Source organism: Deinococcus multiflagellatus (assembly GCF_020166415.1).
GTDB lineage: Bacteria > Deinococcota > Deinococci > Deinococcales > Deinococcaceae > Deinococcus > Deinococcus multiflagellatus.
The window spans coordinates 89,333-106,407 of record NZ_JAIQXV010000005.1 but is presented as its reverse complement, the minus strand read 5'-3'; the positions used below and the strand labels follow the sequence as shown (position 1 = coordinate 106,407).

Here is a 17,075-nt window from a genome sequence, read left to right as displayed (position 1 = left end):
CAGGGAAAAGGGGTGGGGAAAGAACACAGTCTCGTGTTGAGGGCCGCAGGGGGAGCGAAAAAAGAAAGCGGTCGGGGCTCCCCCAGGGGGAGGGGGCGCGCCCAGGCCGCGTGGCCCAGTGCGCGCCCGTGCTCAGGCTTACTTCACTTCGACAATGAAGGTGCCGGTGATGGTCTGGCCGGGGGCCAGGATGTCGCCGGTGTCAATGGTGCCGTTGCCGTTGGTGTCCACGCCCGCGTACACCGTCACGCCGTCGTTCTGGGGCGCGGCGATGGGGGCCGCACTCCAGCTCGTGCCGTTGGTGGAGTACAGCACCGTGCCGGCGGCCGTGCTCGTGGCGCTGAAGCTCACGTAGCGGGTGTTGGCCGGCAGCGTGTCGCGGATAAACGCCTTGGTCACGTTGGCGTTGGAGGTGTTCTTGCCCACGATGGTGTAGGTCAGGCGCTCGCCGGGCTTGGCTTCGGCCTTGTCCACGGTCTTGGTGGGGGCGCCCACCGGGGTCTTGCCGACCACAATGGTGTCGTTGGTGTCGGGCACCGACACGCCGGTCGTGGGCGAGGTGGCGCGCTGGGTCAGGGTGATGGTCTGCGCGGCAGCGGCGCAGGGCACGTCCACCACGGCCACCAGCTTCAGTTCGGCGCCGGGCGCCAGCGGGCCGGTGTCGGCCACGCCGTTGTTGTTGGTGTCGGTCAGGGCGGTGTCGCCCGCGTCGAACACCTTGTTGCCGTTGTTGTCGCGGAAGTACGCGACGTTCACGGTCACGGTGCTGCCGTCCACCAGCTTGATGGGCGCGGTGCCGCTCACATCAAAGGTGTCGGTGGCGCTGCCCAGGTTGGCAATTTCCATGCCAATGGAGGTGCGGGTGGGCGCCGTGGCGCTGGTGCAGGTGCTGGGCGGAATGACGGGCGAACCAGGGTTGCCGGGCTGGCCCGCTTCGGGGGTGCCGGGGATGCCGGGGTTGCCGCCCGGGGTGGGCGTGGGGTTGCCGAAGGACAGGCCCGGCAGGTTCACGATGTCGCGCGTGGCGTCGCTCTTGCTGGGGTCGTTGCTGGAGGTGGTGACCACCGTGACCGTGGGGGCGTTGACCGGGTTGGTGGGCGCGCCGCCAGCCGGGAAGGTCACGCGCACGAGCACGTCGGCGGTGGCGCCGGGGGCCACGGTGCCCACATCGGGGGTGCCGTCGCCGTCGGTGTCGGGCAGCGGGGTGCCGTCGGGCTTCAGCAGCGTCACGGTCGCGCCGGCCGGGAAGCCCGCGAGGCTGGTGGTGATGTCCAGCACGTCGGGGCGGTTACCGGTGTTCTGCACGGTGTTCGTGAAGGTGATGGTCGTGGTGGTGGCAATCGCCTGCGCGGTCTGGGTGTCGCTCGCGCTGGGGGTAATGGTGATGCCCTCGGGGCTGGCGTAGGGCGGGGTCACGGGGTTGCCGTTGCCGTCCGGGTCATTCTTGGGCCCAATGAGCGCCGAGTCGTTGCGGGCCACGGTGGTGACGTTGGAGTTGTTGGCGTCACGGGGCACGCTGGGGTCGTTGTTGAAGGCCGGGTTGTCGCGGCGGTTGCCGGTGGGGTCGGCGCCGTAGCGGTCGGTGTTGGCGGCGGCGGCGGGCACCGTGTACACCTGGAAGAACTTCACGCTCTGGTCAATGGCCACGCCCGAGATGGAGGTGATGGCGGTGGCCGCCGCAATTTCGGCGTCGCTCAGGGTGTTGTCGTTGTTGGTGTCGGCGCTGGCGGGGAAGAAGCGGATGTTGTCCGGGGTCTTCACGGTCCCGGCGGGGTCGGGGGTGTTCGTCAGGTCGTAGGCTTCGCCCGGCACGTTGCCGGTGTTGGTCAGCGTGTAGGCGAAGCTCACGGTGTCGCCGGGGCGCGCGGTCGCACTCTGCCCGGGGCGGGTGTAGTCGGGGACAGTGCGGTCGGCGCTGCCGTCGTTGGGGGTGATGGTGAAGCTGGGCACCGGCAGCACGGTGGTGGTCACCGGGTTGGAGGGAATGGGGGGGTTGGGGGTGGTGCCGCCTTCAGGCGTGAACACGATCTCGGCCGTGTTGGTGATCACGGTGCCGGCCGGGGTCCCGGCAGCGGAGGCGGTGCCGGCGGCCAGCGCGGCCAGCAGGGTGCAGATGGTCCAGGATCTCTTCATGTCGTTTCCTCCGGGGAGCAGGGGGCGAAAGCTTCTCAGGTGACGGTCACGCGCGGGGGTCATCTGCGCGTTTGGTCCGGGCAGGAGGCGGGGGTCTGGGGCCGCGCGGCGGTGCGGGCCACCGCGCGCCGCCACGCCAAACCACAACGGCCACGGCCCCCGCATGAAGCGGTGACCGTGGCGGGGTAAAGCGCGGGCAGCTTGAGCATCAGAACACACCTCCGAGAACAAAGAGTTGACCGACAGCCTGCGGAACAGTTCCGCCTTCTGTCGGTCGCGCCACTCGCTCCTCACCTGACATAAGCGCCCGTCTGCGCCAGGTGATTCATCGCTTCAGAACTCAGGTTGTGCAATCAGGGGGCGAAAGCCGCCGGGGTCTCTCCGGACAGGCACGCAAGCGAGGGTTCAGAGGACTGACACCTTCATGTCTGACTCAGGCGTCACTATGAACTTTCTCACTCCGTACGTCCACCCGTATCATCCCGGGCCTGGGGGGGGTTGTCAAACCCCAAGGCGGCCGGATGACGCTTTGGCAATGGGGGTACCAGTTCCCCCATCAAAGGCGTCTATCTCTTCAATAAAGCGGTCAAAGAGGTAGCGGCTGTCGTGCGGGCCTGGGCTGGCTTCCGGGTGGTACTGCACCGAAAACACCGGGTAGCGCGCGTGCGCCATGCCCTCCAGGGTGCCGTCGTTCAGGTTCACATGGGTGGCCACGAAGGCCCCATTGGGAATCGAATCAATGTCCACGGCGTACCCGTGGTTCTGCGACGTGATCTCCACATTCCCCGTTAACAGATTCTTCACCGGCTGGTTGCCGCCCCGGTGGCCGAACTTCATCTTGAAGGTCTTGCCGCCCGCCGCGAGCCCCAGAATCTGGTGGCCCAGGCAGATGCCGAAGGTGGGCAGCAGCCCCATCAGTTCCCAGGCGGTCTTGTGGGCGTATTCCAGCGGGGCCGGATCGCCGGGGCCGTTGGACAGAAACAGGCCGTGCGGCTGCAGCGCCATGATCTGCGCCGGGGTGGTATGGGCGGGCACCACGATAGGCTCAATGCCCACCTCGGCCAGCCGCTCAATGATGGTGTGCTTAATCCCGAAGTCCATCAGGACCACGCGTTTGCCGTGCCGCAGGGTGGGAAAGGCGTAGGGCAGGGCGGTGGTGACCTCGCGGGTCATGTCGTGCCCGTCAATGTCCTGGTGGTCGCGGGCGCGCTGCACATACACCTGTTCCTCGGCGGGGGTGAACTCGCCGTAGGAATCTTCGGGGTGGGTGTAGGAGCGGTGGGCGATCACGCCCTTGACCACGCCGCCTTCGCGCAGACGCCGCACCAGCGCGCGGGTGTCAATGCCCTGAATGGACACCACTCCGTACTGCTGCATAAAGGCTTCCAGCGACTGCTGGGCGCGGTGGTTGGAGTACTCGCCCGAGAACTCGCGCGAGATAAAGCCGCGCACGTAGGGCTTGTTGCTCTCCATGTCGTAGATCGCCACGCCGTAGTTGCCCACATGCGGGTAGGTGATCGTCACGATCTGCCCGTTGTACGAGGGATCGGTCATGATCTCCTGGTAGCCGGTCATGGAGGTGTTGAACACCACCTCGCCCACGGTTTCGCCCCGGTGTCCGAAGGCGTAGCCCCGGTACACGGTGCCGTCTTCCAGGGCCAGGATGGCCCGCTCTTTTCTGATCATGTGTGTCCCTCCATTCGCGCCTCGCTGGACGCGTTTCATGGCCGGGCGCCGCGCGGTCCATCCTGGCTTGCCCAGTCACGGGTTTACCAGCGGTAGCGCACGCTCGCCTTGCCGATGATGACATTCCCGGTCACGCTGCGCTGTGAGGTCATGCCGTCAAAGCGGTTGATCAGGTCGGCCGCCGCGTTCATGGCCGGGGCCAGCAGTTCTTCCAGTTCCTCGTCCTGCAGCTCGGCCGGCAGGCTGCCCATCAGGTCCTTGCCGCTCAGGGCAGGCAGATCCGGGGTAAAGCCAAAGCCCGCGTTGCCCGTCAGGCCCGCGCCCTGGAAGGCCGCGCTCTGGCCCAGGGTGGCGCCGCCTTCGCGCAGGGCCGCGCGCAGGGCCTCGTCGCTCCAGGCGGTCACCAGGTAGCCGTCGCGGAAGCCGTAGACCATCTTCATGCCGGCCAGCAGGGTATCGAGCTGCTTGAAGCTCTCGCCCATCATGCCCAGACCGGCCAGCCCCGCGCCGCCCAGTTCGGCCATCATGTCCTCGTCCATGTCGCCCATGACGCGCTTCATGGTCTGGTCCTGCACATTCTTCAGGTTGGCGCGCACGCCCTGGATCGCGGCGTTCACGCTGCGGGCGTACTCGGGCAGATGGGCCTCGGCCGCCGCCTGATCGGTCACGCGCTGGTAGCTCACGCTGTAGCGCAGGCTGGCCAGGGGATCATTCTGGTTCAGGCCAGCCTTGGTGCCGCCCGCCAGGGTCACCTGCGCGCATTCGCCGCCCAGGTACCCCCCCGAGCGCTCCAGGTGACTGGCAAGCTGGCTGTCCGTGAGGAAACCAAAGGGCTCGAACAGGTCCACGCGGGTGAGCCAGCGGCCCAGGTAGGCGCCGGATTCGGGGGCGCAGGCGGTGGCCTGCACGGCCTCGGCGGTGGCCGGAATGATGTCCTGCACCTTGAAATCGCTGGTGGCGGTCAGCAGGCGGCGCAGCGGGGCGTCCTTGCCCTCGGGGTTGACCACCTGGGCCGAGGAGGTGGTCAGGCCGCTGGCGGTGGTGGTGAAGCCCCCGGCCACCTGCCCCAGCGTGTCAATCGCGTCCACCACGGGCGAAAGCAGGCGGGGCAGGAACACCTGCGACAGCTGCGAGCGAATCACCTTGGCAGCGGCGCTGAAGTTGGCGTACAGGCCCAGTTCGTTGGCGCCCGCTGCGCGCGTGGCCGCCGCGTACGGCGCCGAGGCTGCCAGCGTGGGCGCCGCCTTGCCGCTCAGGCGCCCCAGGTACGACATCAGCAGCGCCTTGTCGGTGGACACGTACAGCAGCCCCCCGCTCTGGCCCACGAACGCGTCGCCGTCGCGGGCAAAGGTGAAGTTGCCCACCCGCGCGGTGGCTTTTTTGCCCGTGAACATCTCACGCGACAGTTCACCCGCGCGGGCCACCGCCAGCAGTTCGGGGGTAAAGGTGCCGCCCTTGCCCTGCACCGCAAACACGCCCGCCACGCCCTCGCGGCCCAGCAGGTCGGTGGCGATGGCCTGGAAGCCGCTCACCATCTCGCTCGGGCTGTCCTCGCCCAGGTCGGCGGCGGCCAGCACGCGGTTCAGGGCCCCGCCAAAGCGCTGCAGGGCAGGCGCGGCATTCTTCGTTTCCAGCGTCAGCAGGGCGCCGGCGGGCAGCGAGGCGCTCAGCGGCTTCTGGGCCGTCTGGGCGCCAGCAGCGCCAGCCAGACTGAGGGCAAGGGTCGTGAGTGAGAACAGGGTGACAGTTCGCTTCATGCCACCCATCGTAACTGGCCGCCAGTCAGCGGCAGGCCGCAGATGCCCGCTCACGACAGCGCCTTGAACATGGCGATCTCGTTGCAGTTTTCAAAAAAGGCGCAGCGCTGGCATTCCGACCACACCTTGGGGTGCAGGTTCGTCTTGTCTATGCGGACGAAACCGCACTTTTCGAAGAAGCCCTGCTGGTAGGTCCAGGCAAACAGGGCGGGCAGGTCTATGGCGCGGGCCTCGGCCTCGCAGGCCTCGACCAGTTGCTTGCCCAGCCCCCGGCCCTGCATGTTCGGGTGAATCGCCAGCCCGCGCACCTCGGCCAGGTCGGGGGCCAGCAGGTGCAGCCCGCACACGCCCGCCAGCCCGCCGGGCTTGCCCTCGTGGGCCTCGGCCACCACCAGATGAAAATCCCGAATGGTCTCCGCCAGCAGGGCGCGGGACCGCACCAGCATCAGCCCCCGCGCCGCCCAGTAGCCGATCAGCTCGTGAATCGCCTCGATGTCCGAGAGCTTCGCCTTGCGCGTGGCCAGCGGCGCCTGCGGGTGCAGGTCCGGCACAGCGATGGAATCGAGGGCGAGGGTCATTGGGGCCCCTTCGGGGCCGGAAGTGGGCAGTGGGGTGTGGGAAGTGGAAGAGCTTTTTCCACTGACCAGTCACCACTCACCACTAACCGTCTTACCCCAGCGTGCGCATCCAGGTCGTGCCGCCGGGGCGCTCGCCGCGCGCGCGGTAGGCCTGAATCTGGGGTGCGTCGGGGATGTCGCCCATCACCACGGCCAGGGGCACCTGCTGAAAGCCGAAGTTGCTCCAGTCGCCGCCCTTGGAAAACAGGTACAGCGTGCGGTCGCCCCGGCCCTGGGCGTACTCCAGCGCGCTCATGATGAGCCGCCGCCCCAGGCCGCCGCCCCGGGCTTCGGGCAACACCGCCGCCCCGCGCAGCAGCGAGGCCCCCTGACCGTGTTCCAGGCCAATGGCCCCCACCGGCTGCCCGCCGCGTTCCATCACCCAGTACGTGGTGCCCTCGGCCAGGGCGGCGTCGGTGTCCAGGCCCGCTTCGTGAAACACGCGGCAGACAGTGTCCTTGTCGGTGGGGCTGGCCAGTCGAATCTGAACGCTGGAATCGGTCATGGAATGCTCCTTGTGAACGAGACTCGGCCGGGGTCACGGGGACCGCCGGAAAACAGGGGTTGTGCGTGGCGGCAGCATAGCGCAAAGCCCTGTGGAAGCGGTGCCGGGTCTGGGTCACACCCCCTCCTCTCCCCCACTGGGCTGCACGTCCAGTCGCCAGGCCTGCTCGTCGTGAATCCAGCCCTTGGTAAGGCCGCTGCGCACCTGCGGGGCTTCAGGCAGCGCGGCGCTGATCTCGGCGGCAGTGACCGGCACGAAGCCAAAGCGGCGCCAGTAGTCACCCGCTTCCTCGCTGAACAGGTACACCTGGCCGTCGCCGCGCAGGGTGGCGTGGGTCAGCGCGCTGCGCACCAGCGCGCGGCCCAGGCCCTGCGAGCGGGCCTCTGGCAGCACGGCGGTGGACCGGATGAGGCTGACCCCCTCGCCGTGTTCCAGGCCAATGCAGCCGCCGGGGGTGCCGTTCAGGTCGGCAATCCAGTAGGTGCTGCCCTGGGGCGTGACGCTGGAAGTGTGCAGCCCGCAGCGGGTGAGCAGGTCCAGAATGGTGGAAAAGTCTTCGGGCTGCGCCTGGCGCAGTTTGACGTGCATATCGGTCAGGGTCATGGGGGACTCCGGGGGTGGGGCAGGGGGCGGGTGGGGACGGGCGACAGAAACCGTCATCGTCGTCGTTCCTGATCCGCCCTGGCCGCCGCTTTGAGGAAGTACCGCACCCCCGCCCCGGCCGAAGCGTCCGTGGCCCAGCGCGGAATGACGTGCAAGTGCACATGGGGAATGTGCTGCCCGCCCGCCGGATACACGTTCCAGCCCACGGTGTAGCCGTCGGGCTTCACGGTGGCGTCCAGGTGCGCCCGGACCTCGGCCAGCAGGGCATGGACGGCGCTGGCTTCGGCGGGGGTCAGGTCAAAGACCGTCTCACAGGGCCGCTTGGTCACGATGATTCCGGAGTAGGGCAGGCCCTCGGCGTATTCGGGTTTCAGCTGGCTGTACACACACAGCTCGTTCTGCAGGGTGAAGCCGTTGCCGTTCAGCTGCCCGTGCTCGTCGGGCAGCAGCGGATTCTCGTGCGGCGCGGCCAGATACCCGGCCCATTCCTGTTTCCGGGCGGGCAGCAGGGTGCCGTTCAGGGTCACGGTCACGTCCATGGCCTTAGTCCTCCAGGGCCCGGCGGGCCTGCTGAATCGCCACCCGGACCTGTTCGGGCGCCGTGCCCCCAAAGCTGGCGCGGCCCCGCACGCTCTCTTCGACGGTCAGTTTGCCCGCCACCTCGGCGCTCAGCAGCGGGTGGGCGGCCTTCAGTTCGGCGTCGGTCAGGTCCCACAGCTGGCGCCCGGAGCGGCTGGCCAGCCCCACCAGACCGCCCACCACCTCGTGCGCCTCGCGGAAGGGCACGCCCGCGCGGGCCAGGAAATCGGCCACATCGGTGGCGGTGGAGTAGCCCCGGGCGGCGGCGGCGCGGGTAACGTCTGCGTGCCAGACCGTTTTTGGCAGCATATCGGCGTACAGCCGCAGCACAATGCTGAGGGTGTCGTAGGAGTCGAACACGCCTTCCTTGTCCTCCTGCAGGTCCTTGTTGTAGGCCAGCGGCGTGCCCTTGACCACCGTGAGCAGGCCCATCAGGTTGCCAAACAGGCGCCCCGCCTTGCCCCGGGCCAACTCGGACACGTCCGGGTTTTTCTTCTGCGGCATGATGCTGCTGCCGGTGGTGTGGCTGTCCGGCAGCGTCAGAAAGCCGAATTCAAAGGTGGAGTACAGGATCAGTTCTTCCGAAAGGCGGGAGAGGTGCGCCCCCAGAATCGCGCCGGCGCTCAGGAATTCCAGTGCGAAATCGCGGCTGCCCACGCCGTCCAAGCTGTTGGCGGTGGGGCGCGCAAAACCCAGCGCGGCGGCGGTGGCGTGTCGGTCAATGGGCCACGGCGTGCCCGCCAGTGCCGAGGAGCCCAGCGGCGACTCGTCCATGCGCGCGGCGGCGTCGCGCAGGCGGCCCTCGTCGCGTTCCAGCATCGCCACGTACGCCATGAACCAGTGCGATAGCAGAATGGGCTGCGCCACCTGCAGGTGGGTGTAGCCGGGCAGAATCACCTCACCCGGCAGATGCTTTTCGGCTTCAGCGAGCATCACGGCCCGGAGTTGACGGGTCAGGTCGGCCAGCTTCAGCGAGGCTTCCTTGGTGAACAGGCGGAAATCCACCGCCACCTGATCGTTGCGGCTGCGCGCGGTGTGCAGCTTGCCCGCCACCGGCCCAATGCGGTCACGCAGAGCGGCTTCTACATTCATATGCACGTCTTCGCGGTCCAGGCGCCACTCGAAGCTGCCCGCGCGGATGTCGGCCAGGACGGCGTGCAGCCCCTCCGTAATCTGCGCGACTTCCTCGGCACTCAGAATGCCCACCTGCCCCAGCATCGCCACATGGGCCAGCGAGCCCTGAATGTCCTGCTCGGCCAAGCGCTGGTCGAAGCCGACAGAAGCGTTAAACAGTTCCACGAGGCCGTCGGTGGCCTCGGCAAAACGGCCGCCCCAGAGTTTTTTATCGTGTTGGGTCATACATCCTTCAGTCCAGGGTGAATGTAGAGGCCACGCGCCACAGGGCGCTGAGCAGCCAGAGGTCGAGTGCCAGGGCCAGCAGCAACAACAGTCGCCAGAGCCAGGCCCGGGTGCCCCGCACCACGAAGAGCGCGGCAATGAGACCCAGAGGCAGGGTGCCCAGCAGCAGGAACCCCAGGAGCAGGAGCGGAGAAAAGATGTTCATTCACCGCACCCCGCCTCCTGCTCCCCGCGCACGTCCTTCACCAGCACCACGGGCGGCGGGCTGGCCGGGTGGGCGTGGGCATACGGCTCGTCGCTGGGCCTGTAGCCCAGGCGCTCGTAAAACGGCAGCACGTCCAGGTTGTACTGGCTGACGGCCAGCAGCACCCGCGCGTAGCCACCCCTGCGCGCCACCTGCTCCACCTCGCGCACCAGCGCCCGGCCCAGCCCCTGCCCGCGCGCCTGCGGGCGGGTGGCGAGCTTGTTCAGGGTCAGGGTGGCCTCGCCGTCCGGGCGGTAGCCCACACAGCCCAGCGCCTCGCCCCCCTCCCCCAGCGCCAGAAATCCGCCTGCGCCCGGTGAAAACAGAGAGCGTTCCAGATCAGCGGGCGTCACCCGGCTCCAGCTGCTGCGGGGATCCATGCCAGCCGCCATCATCACGGCGTGAAAGGCGGCGATGTCGTCCGGGTTCACTGGGCGCAGGGTCACGGCGCGGCCCCCAGGGTCAGGCGCAGTTCGGGGTGGGGGCTTTCCACAAAGCCCAGGCGCTCGTAAATGGGGCGGCCCTGGGCCGAGGCATGCAGGGTCACGGTGCGCAGCCCCCGCTCCTGCACGTCGGCCAGCACCGCGCGCATCAGGGCCTCGGCCACGCCCTGACGGCGGCCCTGGGGCGCCACGTACACGTTCAGCACGTAGGCGCGCAGGGTCGCGGGGTCCTCGGCCGTAGGGGGTTTGGGATGAAACATCAGCCCCGCGCCGCCCAGGGGCTGGCCGTCATGCTCGGCCACCCAGCCCACGTAGTCGCCGCTCGCCAGCGCGCCGCGCAGCCAGTCGGTCCACAGGCCCAGTTGCGCCTGCGCCGCGTCGGCCGTCAGGTCCCCCATATCCACGAACATCTGCGCGCGCTGGGCGGCGATCACCGCCGCGTCGTCCGGTCCAGCCTGTCGAATGGTCCAACCGGAGGGCGTCATGGCCCCACCCGCCCGGGAATCTGGGCGAGGTGGTGCAACTGGTGGGCCACATAGTCTTCGGTCAAAAAGCGCAGGGTCACCGGCTCGCCGCTGCCAATCTGCACTGTGTGGTCCAGGCTGGCGGGGGGCAGCGCGGCGATCAGGTGCGCCAGCTGCGTCTGGTACGCCGCCCACAGCTCGACCAGCTCGGCCCAGGGGCGCGTGGCGTAGGCGCCGGCCTGCACCCAGGCAGTCTGGTCGTAGCCCGGCAGGCTCAGGCCGCTGTCCAGGCTGACCCGCACAAAGCGGGCGTGGTTGTTCACGCCGGAATCCAGCAGGTGCCCCAGAATCTCCTTGGCGCTCCAGACCTCCGCGGCAGACTTGTGCGACGCTTGGGCCTCGCTGATTCCCCGCAGCGCGCCCAGGTGGCCCTGCACGACCTCGGCCAAGCCTGCCATCCTCAGACCTGGGCGGGCTCTTGGGGGGCCTGCTCTGCTTTGGCGGCCACGCGCGCCTGCACCCGCATGCGCAGGGCGTTGAGCTTGATAAACGCGCCGGCGTCGTGCTGGTTGTAGTCGCCGCCCGCTTCAAAGGACACGAGGTCCTTGTCGTACAGGCTCTGCGGCGCCTTGCGGCCCACCACGGTGCAACTGCCCTTGTACAGCTTCAGGCGCGCGGTGCCGGTCACGCGGCTGGCGACGTGGTCAAAGTACACCTGCAGGGCCTCGCGTTCGGGGGCGAACCAGAAGCCGTTGTAAACCAGTTCGGCGTACTTGGGCGACAGCTGGTCGCGCTGGTGCAGCACCTCACGGTCCAGGGTCAGGCTCTCCACGGCGCGGCGGGCGTGGTACAGCAGGGTGCCGCCGGGCGTTTCGTACACGCCCCGGCTCTTCATGCCCACGAAGCGGTTTTCCACGAGGTCCAGGCGGCCCACGCCGTGGCGTCCGCCGATCTCATTCGCCCTTTGAAGCAGCGCAGCCGGCGACAGCGCTTCGCCGTTGATCGCCACCGGGTTCCCAGCCTCGAACTCCACTTCCACGTATTCGGGCTCGTCGGGGGCCTGCTGGGGATCGGCGGTCAGCTTGAACATGTGGGCGGGCGGCTCGGCCCAGGGGTCTTCCAGAATGCCGCCCTCATAGGAGATATGCAGCAGGTTGGCGTCGGTGCTCCAGGGGTCCTTTTTGGTGGTGGGGACCGGAATACCGTGCTCGTGGGCAAAGGCTTCCAGATCGGCGCGGCCCTGGAAGGTCCAGTCGCGCCAGGGCGCCACGGTCACGATGTCGGGCTTCAGGGCGTAGGCGGTCATCTCGAAGCGCACCTGATCGTTGCCCTTGCCGGTGGCCCCGTGCGACACGGCCACGGCGCCCTCCTTCTGGGCAATTTCCACCATCTTCTTGGCAATCAGCGGGCGGGCAATCGAGGTCCCCAGCAGGTAAAAGCCCTCATAGAGCGCGCTGGTGCGGAACATGGGAAACACGTAGTCGCGCACGAACTCCTCGCGCAGGTCCAGGGCGTAAGCGGCCACAGCGCCCGTATTCAGCGCCTTGACCCGGGCTTCTTCCACCTCGTCGCCCTGGCCCAGGTCGGCGGTAAAGCACACCACGTCGTAGTTCTGCTCAGTCTGGAGCCACTTCAGAATGATCGAGGTGTCCAGGCCGCCGCTGTAGGCCAGCACGATCTTGTCCCGCTGCTGTTCGTTTGCCATGTGGTGATTGTCTCCTGTTTGTGTGAAGGCCGCGCCAGATTGCGCCCGGCGAGACCACGCCGCTCTGAACGTCCCCGCAGTCGGGGGCGCTCGGGCAGGGTCAACGTCGGGCAGGCAGGGTGGGCATGGTGTTTATCTGTATGGATATGCGTCGGTAACGCATAGCTATGCACAGAGGGTAGCAAGGGGGAGGGGGGCGGTCAAGCACGCTGTCCAGGCGAAAGGTGCGCCGGGTGGCCGGCACAGTCGCAAAAAGACCCAGCGCGGCGGCTGGGTCTTGCGGGGGTTCAGCTGGGAGGTCAGGGCAGGCGGTAGTTCAGGCCAATACGGGCGCTGGCCCCAATGCCCACCGTGCTGCTGGCCACGCCGCCCACGTAGACAGCCGGGCCAATGTCACCTTCCACGAAGACACTCAGGGGGTCAGTGACGTTGTAGCGCAGGCCCAGGGTCCCGTGGGGGTAGAGCAGAATGCCGCCGCCCGAACCCAGGAACACCCCAGCGCCCAGCCCCAGACCGTAGTAAGGCGTCAGCCCACCCAGGCTGGCGTCGCTCGCGCCGAAGTCGGCGAGGTAATCCACGCTGCCCCCAACAGACAGGCGGTTGAAGTTGAAGCCGGTCGCGCTCAGATTCAGGCTGTAGCGCATGGCCGAGGAGGACGTCAGGTCGTTCTGGAGGTGCAGGGTCGCCCCGGAACCCACTGAACCGCCCACCGAGGTGGCGGCGGCAGCGGTCGAGACGGCACTCAGGGCGAGCAGGCCAAACAGGGTCTTCTTCATGCCCCGCAGCATAGGGGTATTGGTCACAGTTCAGGATGGACCCGGCATGGCCAAGCCTGCAGGCAAACTTTAGAAAACCTTTAGGTTCATGCTCAGTGTGCGTGAGAATTTACACGCCCAGCGGTGAGGCCACTGTCAGGTGCGCGGCGCTACAGTGCCGCCATGTGCCCCAGCCTCCCCCCGGTGGGCCGGCGGCTGTCTGGTCTGTGCGTCTTCCCTGCCGTTGCCCTGCGCGCGCACCCCTTCGCCGCTATCCCGGACATCCCATGAGCCGCCCCCCGCCTTTGTGGCCCACGCGGCCAGTGGCCGACCCGGCCGAATTCGCCTACCGGCGCGGCGGCCTGCTGGCGCTGCTGGCCTGCGGCCTGTTCGTGAGTGCCTTTACCCTGCTGGCGCAGGTGGGCGACGATTTCAGCGACACCGACCGGATGGCGCTGAGCGTGATCATCCTGAAGAACGTGGGCTTTATGGTCTGGCTGTGGCGCCGGCCCCGCCACTTTCTGGCGATTGGCCTGACCGAACTGCTGCTGGAAATCGTGGCGGCCATCTACCGGCTGCATGTCACGCTGCACAGCCCGCCCAGCATGAATGGGCTGGGCGGCTACGCCCCCTGGATGATCGTGACCTATCTGGCGGCGTTTCTGGTACTGCCCACCCGCGCGGCGCTGGCGGTCAGTCTGGTGCAGTTTGGGGGCCTGCTGCTGGTGGGGCTGGGGTTCAGCCTGGACCCACGCAGTCATCCGGTGCTGCGCGCGGCGCTGGGCAACACCCTGCTGCAGACCTATCTGGTGCACGCCACGTTTATTGCCTTCCTGGCCCTGCAGCAGCGGCTGCTTCAGCACTACATCCAGGCGCTGGTGAACGCCCGCCACGAAGCCACCCTGGCCCGCCAGGACGCCCTGACCGGGCTGCCCAACCGCCGCCAGCTGACCTCGTGGCTGGAAGACGCCCTGCCCCATGTGAGCCACCAGCCGCTGAGCGTGGTGCTGTTTGACCTGGACCACTTCAAGCGCGTGAACGACACCTACGGGCACGACGTGGGCGACCAGACCCTGCAGCTGGTGGGCCAGGTGCTGCGCCGCTGCGTGCGCCAGCGCGACCGCGCCGGGCGCTGGGGCGGCGAGGAGTTCCTGATTCTGGTGGACGGCGACGCGGGGGCGGCGCTGGCCGTGGCCGAACGGGTGCGCGAGGCCCTGAGCCGCGAGGGGCTGGCGCAGGTGGGTCCCGTGACCATCAGCTGTGGGGTGGCGCAGGCCGCGCTGCATGAGCCGCTGGACCCCCTGCTGCGCCGCGCCGACGAGGCCCTGTACCGCGCCAAGCACGCCGGGCGCAACACGGTGAAACTGGCCGCTTAAGGGCCGCGCCCAGCCAGGAACTGCTGGCCCTTCCGCCGTGCTGCCCTGCACAACCCGCTACCCTGCCGGGCGTGCCCCCCTTCTTCCGTGGCCTGCTGCTGGGCCTGTCCCTGATCGTGGCGATTGGCCCGCAGAACGCCTTTGTGCTGCGCGCGGGCCTTACCCGGCAGCGGGCCCTGCTCTCGGCGCTGGCCTGCGCCCTGTGCGACACGGCCCTGATTGCCGCTGGCGTGCTGGGCGTGGGCGGCCTGCTGGCCCGCAGCCCGGGACTGGTGTTGGCCGGCACGCTGGGCGGCGCGGCCTTCCTGGCGTGGTACGGCCTGCGGGCGCTACGCTCGGCCTGGGTGGGGGGCGGGCCGGGGTTAGAGGCGGCGGGGGAAGCCCCCCTGACCGCCCGGCAGGTGATCGGCACCGCTGTGGGCTTCAGCCTGCTCAATCCGCACGCCCTACTGGACACGGTGGTACTGATCGGCGGGGCCAGCGCCGGGCTGGGCACGGGTGCCCGTCTGGCGTTTCTGGGCGGCACCGTGCTGGCGTCGTGGCTGTGGTTTTTCGCGCTGGCCCTGGCCGGGCGCACCCTGGCCCCGCTGATGGCCCGGCCCCAGGCGTGGCGGGTGCTGGACACCCTGATCGGCCTGACGCTGCTGCTCACGGCGGCAGGCTTGCTGCTGGGGTTAAGGGGACAGTAACGAGAGGCCCGAGCCCGCTTCCAGCCCCCCGATAGCCTCCAGAACAGCGGCCCAGTCGGTCGGGTCAGTGGCCGGAGGTGGGGGAAACAGGGTGGCTTGATGCTGCTGCCACAACGAGGTCAGCTCGGCGGCGCTCAGGCGGCCCAGTGAAGCGACCTCCTGTAGGCGTTCGCCCATCGCCCTGTTCAGCCGGGCGCGAAAGTCCTCCACCTCGGCCTGAAAAGCACTTACACCCAGGCATTGCTGGCCCTGGGCTTCTGCCCAACAGAGGTGGCCGTCCACCCGTTTGTTTCTCGTGTCCCACGACACGGTGACGGTCTCCCCCTCCCGCCAGAACCGCAGAACCGGCGGCGCCGCCAGATATCCCATATCCAGCACGCGCGCGTTCTCCCAACCGGTGGCGGTCGACCACAGGTCCCAGTCTGCCTGCTCATCCGGCCGCGCGTGCTGCCAGGCCGACACCTGCGCTTTCCACTCCGCCCAGCGGCCCGAGGCGAGCACGCTGGCGAGGGCTGGCGGCAGCGGCTCCAGCACGCGCGGCACTCTCTCGTCCAGATCCAGCCACAGGCGCGCCACCTGATAGTCCAGATGCGGCTCCGGGTCTGGCGGCAGGCCAAAGGCGGCGTTGAAAGCCGGATGATTTGTCGGCACAGCCCCGTCTGGCGTAGTCAGCCAGTACCACCCGAACGACAGCCAGTACCAGCTGCGCAGGTAGACCTGTGGGTCAAAACCGCCGGCTTCCCAGGCCTGAATCAAGGCGGGCAGGGGCTGTAACCGGAAGCCGAACAGCGGGCTCACCGCAGTTCACCCTTCCCGGCGCGGCTCAGCAGGGCCAGGGTGGGCAGGCGCACCAATGCCGCCAGGGCCAGCGCCGCGCGCACGCCCCACAGGTTGCCCGCCAGCCCGAACAGCGGCCCGCAGCTCACCTGCCCCAGGGCGTCGGCCTGCGAGGCGAAGGAATTGATGGTGGCGCGCGAGCCGCTGGGCAGGCCCTGGTTCAGCCACGCCGAATACAGCGGGCCGTACAGGCCGCGCAGCACGCCGTGAAGCAGCAGGGCGCCCGCCGCCCACCCAAAACTGGGGGCCAGCGCGAAGGCCAGCAGCGCCGCCACGCTGAGGCCCAGCACCACGCGCAGGGTACGCGCCACCTGCCTGGGCTGGCTCAGGTTCAGGCGGCGGCGCAGCGGTTCAAGCACCGCCCAGCCCAGCAGCGACCCGGCCAGGGCCAGGGCAATAAACCAGCCCTCGGGGCTCAGCCCGCCCGGCAGGCCGGTTTCGCGCAGCAGCAGAAACTCGTTCAGGCGGTCCAGGGCCTCGGTGCTGGCGCCATACAGGGCCGCCGCCGCGATCAGCAGGGTCAGCACCGGGCGGCCCCGCACTTCACGCGCGCCCTGCACCAGCGGGGCCGTAAGACTGGCCCAGGTGGACCGCTCGCCGGGGGCCGCGCGGACAAAGCCCTGTTCCGGCATCCGCAGCGCCAGGAACGCCGCCAGCGCCAGCAGCGTGCCCCCACCCACCACGATGCACAGCGCGGGGCCGCCCAAGGCCGCCAGCCCCGCTGCGCCCAGAATGCCCCCCACCCCGGCCACGCGGGCGTATTGCCCGCCCAGCAGCAGGGCGCCGCCCAGCCGGTCCTCACCCAGTTCGTCGGCCAGCCACGCTTCCTGCGCGCCGCTGAGGCAGGTGTAGCCCAGAGCACTCACCACCTGCGCCGCCAGAATGACGCCGAACACCGGAAACGAACCCACCAGCACCATGGCCACGCCCAGCGCCGCGCAGCCCAGCACCACCGACCACTTGCGCGAGAAGGCGTCGGCCAGCACCCCTGTGGGCACCTCCAGCAGAAACGCGGACAGTTCCAGCGCCGCACCCACCAGCAGCAACTGAAAGGGCGTGAGGCCCACCGTGCCAACGAAATACAGCCCTTGCAGCGTGTACGCCAGGGCAAACGCAGCGGCCATGACGGCCTCTGTGACCAGATAGACCCGCAACGCGCGGGAGGAATGGAGCATGGAAAAACCTCGGGGAGTGAATGTTCAGCGTGTCAACGTGGGGCGGCGCGTGGCCGGAGGCGGCCCGCAGCAGCGTCTGAAATGGAAGGGGTCAGTTCAGGGTTGACATGGTGAATCACGCCCCGGGGTCGGGATAGGCGGAGCATAC

The 17,075-nt window shown here is 68.6% G+C and carries 18 protein-coding genes and 1 riboswitch; of the genes, 2 read left to right on the top strand and 16 right to left on the bottom strand.

The window, feature by feature from the left end; genetic code table 11:
- Nucleotides 1–138: 138 nt before the first annotated feature.
- The 14 genes from K7W41_RS08985 to K7W41_RS08920 form a co-directional block, all read right to left on the bottom strand.
- Nucleotides 139–2,133, bottom strand: a complete 1,995-nt coding sequence (locus K7W41_RS08985) for a DUF11 domain-containing protein (RefSeq protein ID WP_224607101.1) — start codon at nucleotides 2,131–2,133, stop codon at nucleotides 139–141.
- A 259-nt stretch (nucleotides 2,134–2,392) separates the two neighbouring features.
- A riboswitch (cyclic di-GMP riboswitch) is annotated at nucleotides 2,393–2,478 on the bottom strand.
- Nucleotides 2,479–2,634: 156 nt separating this feature from the next.
- On the bottom strand, nucleotides 2,635–3,819 hold the full coding sequence (carA, locus tag K7W41_RS08980) for a glutamine-hydrolyzing carbamoyl-phosphate synthase small subunit (protein ID WP_221090221.1): 1,185 nt from the start codon (nucleotides 3,817–3,819) through the stop codon (nucleotides 2,635–2,637).
- 83 nt (nucleotides 3,820–3,902) lie between these two features.
- A complete protein-coding gene (locus K7W41_RS08975; protein ID WP_224607098.1) occupies nucleotides 3,903–5,576 on the bottom strand; it encodes a hypothetical protein in 1,674 nt (557 codons plus the stop codon).
- A 50-nt stretch (nucleotides 5,577–5,626) separates the two neighbouring features.
- Nucleotides 5,627–6,154, bottom strand: a complete 528-nt coding sequence (locus tag K7W41_RS08970; protein ID WP_224607095.1) for an N-acetyltransferase — start codon at nucleotides 6,152–6,154, stop codon at nucleotides 5,627–5,629.
- Nucleotides 6,155–6,245: 91 nt separating this feature from the next.
- Nucleotides 6,246–6,698: a GNAT family N-acetyltransferase gene (locus K7W41_RS08965; protein WP_224607092.1), complete on the bottom strand. Its 453-nt coding sequence runs from the start codon at nucleotides 6,696–6,698 to the stop codon at nucleotides 6,246–6,248.
- A 114-nt stretch (nucleotides 6,699–6,812) separates the two neighbouring features.
- Entirely contained in the window at nucleotides 6,813–7,301 is a 489-nt protein-coding gene (locus K7W41_RS08960; RefSeq protein ID WP_224607090.1) for a GNAT family N-acetyltransferase, read from the bottom strand.
- A gap of 53 nt (nucleotides 7,302–7,354) precedes the next feature.
- Nucleotides 7,355–7,840 (bottom strand): HIT family protein, encoded by a 486-nt coding sequence (locus K7W41_RS08955; protein WP_224607088.1) that lies wholly within the window; start codon nucleotides 7,838–7,840, stop codon nucleotides 7,355–7,357.
- A gap of 4 nt (nucleotides 7,841–7,844) precedes the next feature.
- Nucleotides 7,845–9,239: an argininosuccinate lyase gene (gene argH, locus K7W41_RS08950; RefSeq protein ID WP_224607086.1), complete on the bottom strand. Its 1,395-nt coding sequence runs from the start codon at nucleotides 9,237–9,239 to the stop codon at nucleotides 7,845–7,847.
- Between the two features lie 7 nt (nucleotides 9,240–9,246).
- Complete coding sequence (locus tag K7W41_RS08945; RefSeq protein ID WP_224607084.1) at nucleotides 9,247–9,444, bottom strand: hypothetical protein; 198 nt, start codon at nucleotides 9,442–9,444, stop codon at nucleotides 9,247–9,249.
- Complete coding sequence (locus K7W41_RS08940; protein WP_224607082.1) at nucleotides 9,441–9,929, bottom strand: GNAT family N-acetyltransferase; 489 nt, start codon at nucleotides 9,927–9,929, stop codon at nucleotides 9,441–9,443. Before K7W41_RS08940 ends, K7W41_RS08945 begins: the two co-directional genes overlap by 4 nt.
- Nucleotides 9,926–10,411, bottom strand: a complete 486-nt coding sequence (locus K7W41_RS08935; protein ID WP_224607081.1) for a GNAT family N-acetyltransferase — start codon at nucleotides 10,409–10,411, stop codon at nucleotides 9,926–9,928. The genes K7W41_RS08940 and K7W41_RS08935 overlap by 4 nt, the downstream gene beginning before the upstream one ends.
- The gene (locus K7W41_RS08930; protein ID WP_224607079.1) at nucleotides 10,408–10,848 is read right to left on the bottom strand and encodes a DinB family protein; all 441 of its coding nucleotides are present in this window, start codon (nucleotides 10,846–10,848) and stop codon (nucleotides 10,408–10,410) included. Before K7W41_RS08930 ends, K7W41_RS08935 begins: the two co-directional genes overlap by 4 nt.
- Before the next feature lie 2 nt (nucleotides 10,849–10,850).
- Nucleotides 10,851–12,095 carry an argininosuccinate synthase gene (locus tag K7W41_RS08925; protein WP_224607077.1) on the bottom strand — a complete coding sequence of 415 codons (1,245 nt, stop codon included), beginning with the start codon at nucleotides 12,093–12,095 and terminating at the stop codon, nucleotides 10,851–10,853.
- Between the two features lie 299 nt (nucleotides 12,096–12,394).
- Entirely contained in the window at nucleotides 12,395–12,871 is a 477-nt protein-coding gene (locus tag K7W41_RS08920) for a hypothetical protein (RefSeq protein WP_224607074.1), read from the bottom strand.
- 266 nt (nucleotides 12,872–13,137) lie between these two features.
- On the opposite strand from K7W41_RS08920, the gene K7W41_RS08915 reads away from it, so the two are divergent.
- On the top strand, nucleotides 13,138–14,226 hold the full coding sequence (locus K7W41_RS08915) for a GGDEF domain-containing protein (protein ID WP_224607071.1): 1,089 nt from the start codon (nucleotides 13,138–13,140) through the stop codon (nucleotides 14,224–14,226).
- Nucleotides 14,227–14,297: 71 nt separating this feature from the next.
- Nucleotides 14,298–14,915, top strand: a complete 618-nt coding sequence (locus tag K7W41_RS08910; protein ID WP_224607068.1) for a LysE/ArgO family amino acid transporter — start codon at nucleotides 14,298–14,300, stop codon at nucleotides 14,913–14,915.
- On the opposite strand, the gene K7W41_RS08905 is transcribed toward K7W41_RS08910, so the two are convergent.
- Complete coding sequence (locus tag K7W41_RS08905) at nucleotides 14,901–15,713, bottom strand: DUF5984 family protein (protein WP_224607065.1); 813 nt, start codon at nucleotides 15,711–15,713, stop codon at nucleotides 14,901–14,903. The genes K7W41_RS08910 and K7W41_RS08905 overlap by 15 nt on opposite strands.
- On the bottom strand, nucleotides 15,710–16,927 hold the full coding sequence (locus K7W41_RS08900; protein WP_224607062.1) for an MFS transporter: 1,218 nt from the start codon (nucleotides 16,925–16,927) through the stop codon (nucleotides 15,710–15,712). The genes K7W41_RS08905 and K7W41_RS08900 overlap by 4 nt, the downstream gene beginning before the upstream one ends.
- Nucleotides 16,928–17,075: the final 148 nt, after the last annotated feature.

Bases quoted from the DNA above. Each gene is read 5' to 3' on its own strand.
- K7W41_RS08985 (WP_224607101.1), bottom strand. From the start codon at position 2,133: ATGAAGAGATCCTGGACCATCTGCACCCTGCTGGCCGCGCTGGCCGCC.
- carA (WP_221090221.1), bottom strand. From the start codon at position 3,819: ATGATCAGAAAAGAGCGGGCCATCCTGGCCCTGGAAGACGGCACCGTG.
- K7W41_RS08975 (WP_224607098.1), bottom strand. From the start codon at position 5,576: ATGAAGCGAACTGTCACCCTGTTCTCACTCACGACCCTTGCCCTCAGT.
- K7W41_RS08970 (WP_224607095.1), bottom strand. From the start codon at position 6,154: ATGACCCTCGCCCTCGATTCCATCGCTGTGCCGGACCTGCACCCGCAG.
- K7W41_RS08965 (WP_224607092.1), bottom strand. From the start codon at position 6,698: ATGACCGATTCCAGCGTTCAGATTCGACTGGCCAGCCCCACCGACAAG.
- K7W41_RS08960 (WP_224607090.1), bottom strand. From the start codon at position 7,301: ATGACCCTGACCGATATGCACGTCAAACTGCGCCAGGCGCAGCCCGAA.
- K7W41_RS08955 (WP_224607088.1), bottom strand. From the start codon at position 7,840: ATGGACGTGACCGTGACCCTGAACGGCACCCTGCTGCCCGCCCGGAAA.
- argH (WP_224607086.1), bottom strand. From the start codon at position 9,239: ATGACCCAACACGATAAAAAACTCTGGGGCGGCCGTTTTGCCGAGGCC.
- K7W41_RS08945 (WP_224607084.1), bottom strand. From the start codon at position 9,444: ATGAACATCTTTTCTCCGCTCCTGCTCCTGGGGTTCCTGCTGCTGGGC.
- K7W41_RS08935 (WP_224607081.1), bottom strand. From the start codon at position 10,411: ATGACGCCCTCCGGTTGGACCATTCGACAGGCTGGACCGGACGACGCG.
- K7W41_RS08930 (WP_224607079.1), bottom strand. From the start codon at position 10,848: ATGGCAGGCTTGGCCGAGGTCGTGCAGGGCCACCTGGGCGCGCTGCGG.
- K7W41_RS08925 (WP_224607077.1), bottom strand. From the start codon at position 12,095: ATGGCAAACGAACAGCAGCGGGACAAGATCGTGCTGGCCTACAGCGGC.
- K7W41_RS08920 (WP_224607074.1), bottom strand. From the start codon at position 12,871: ATGAAGAAGACCCTGTTTGGCCTGCTCGCCCTGAGTGCCGTCTCGACC.
- K7W41_RS08915 (WP_224607071.1), top strand. From the start codon at position 13,138: ATGAGCCGCCCCCCGCCTTTGTGGCCCACGCGGCCAGTGGCCGACCCG.
- K7W41_RS08900 (WP_224607062.1), bottom strand. From the start codon at position 16,927: ATGCTCCATTCCTCCCGCGCGTTGCGGGTCTATCTGGTCACAGAGGCC.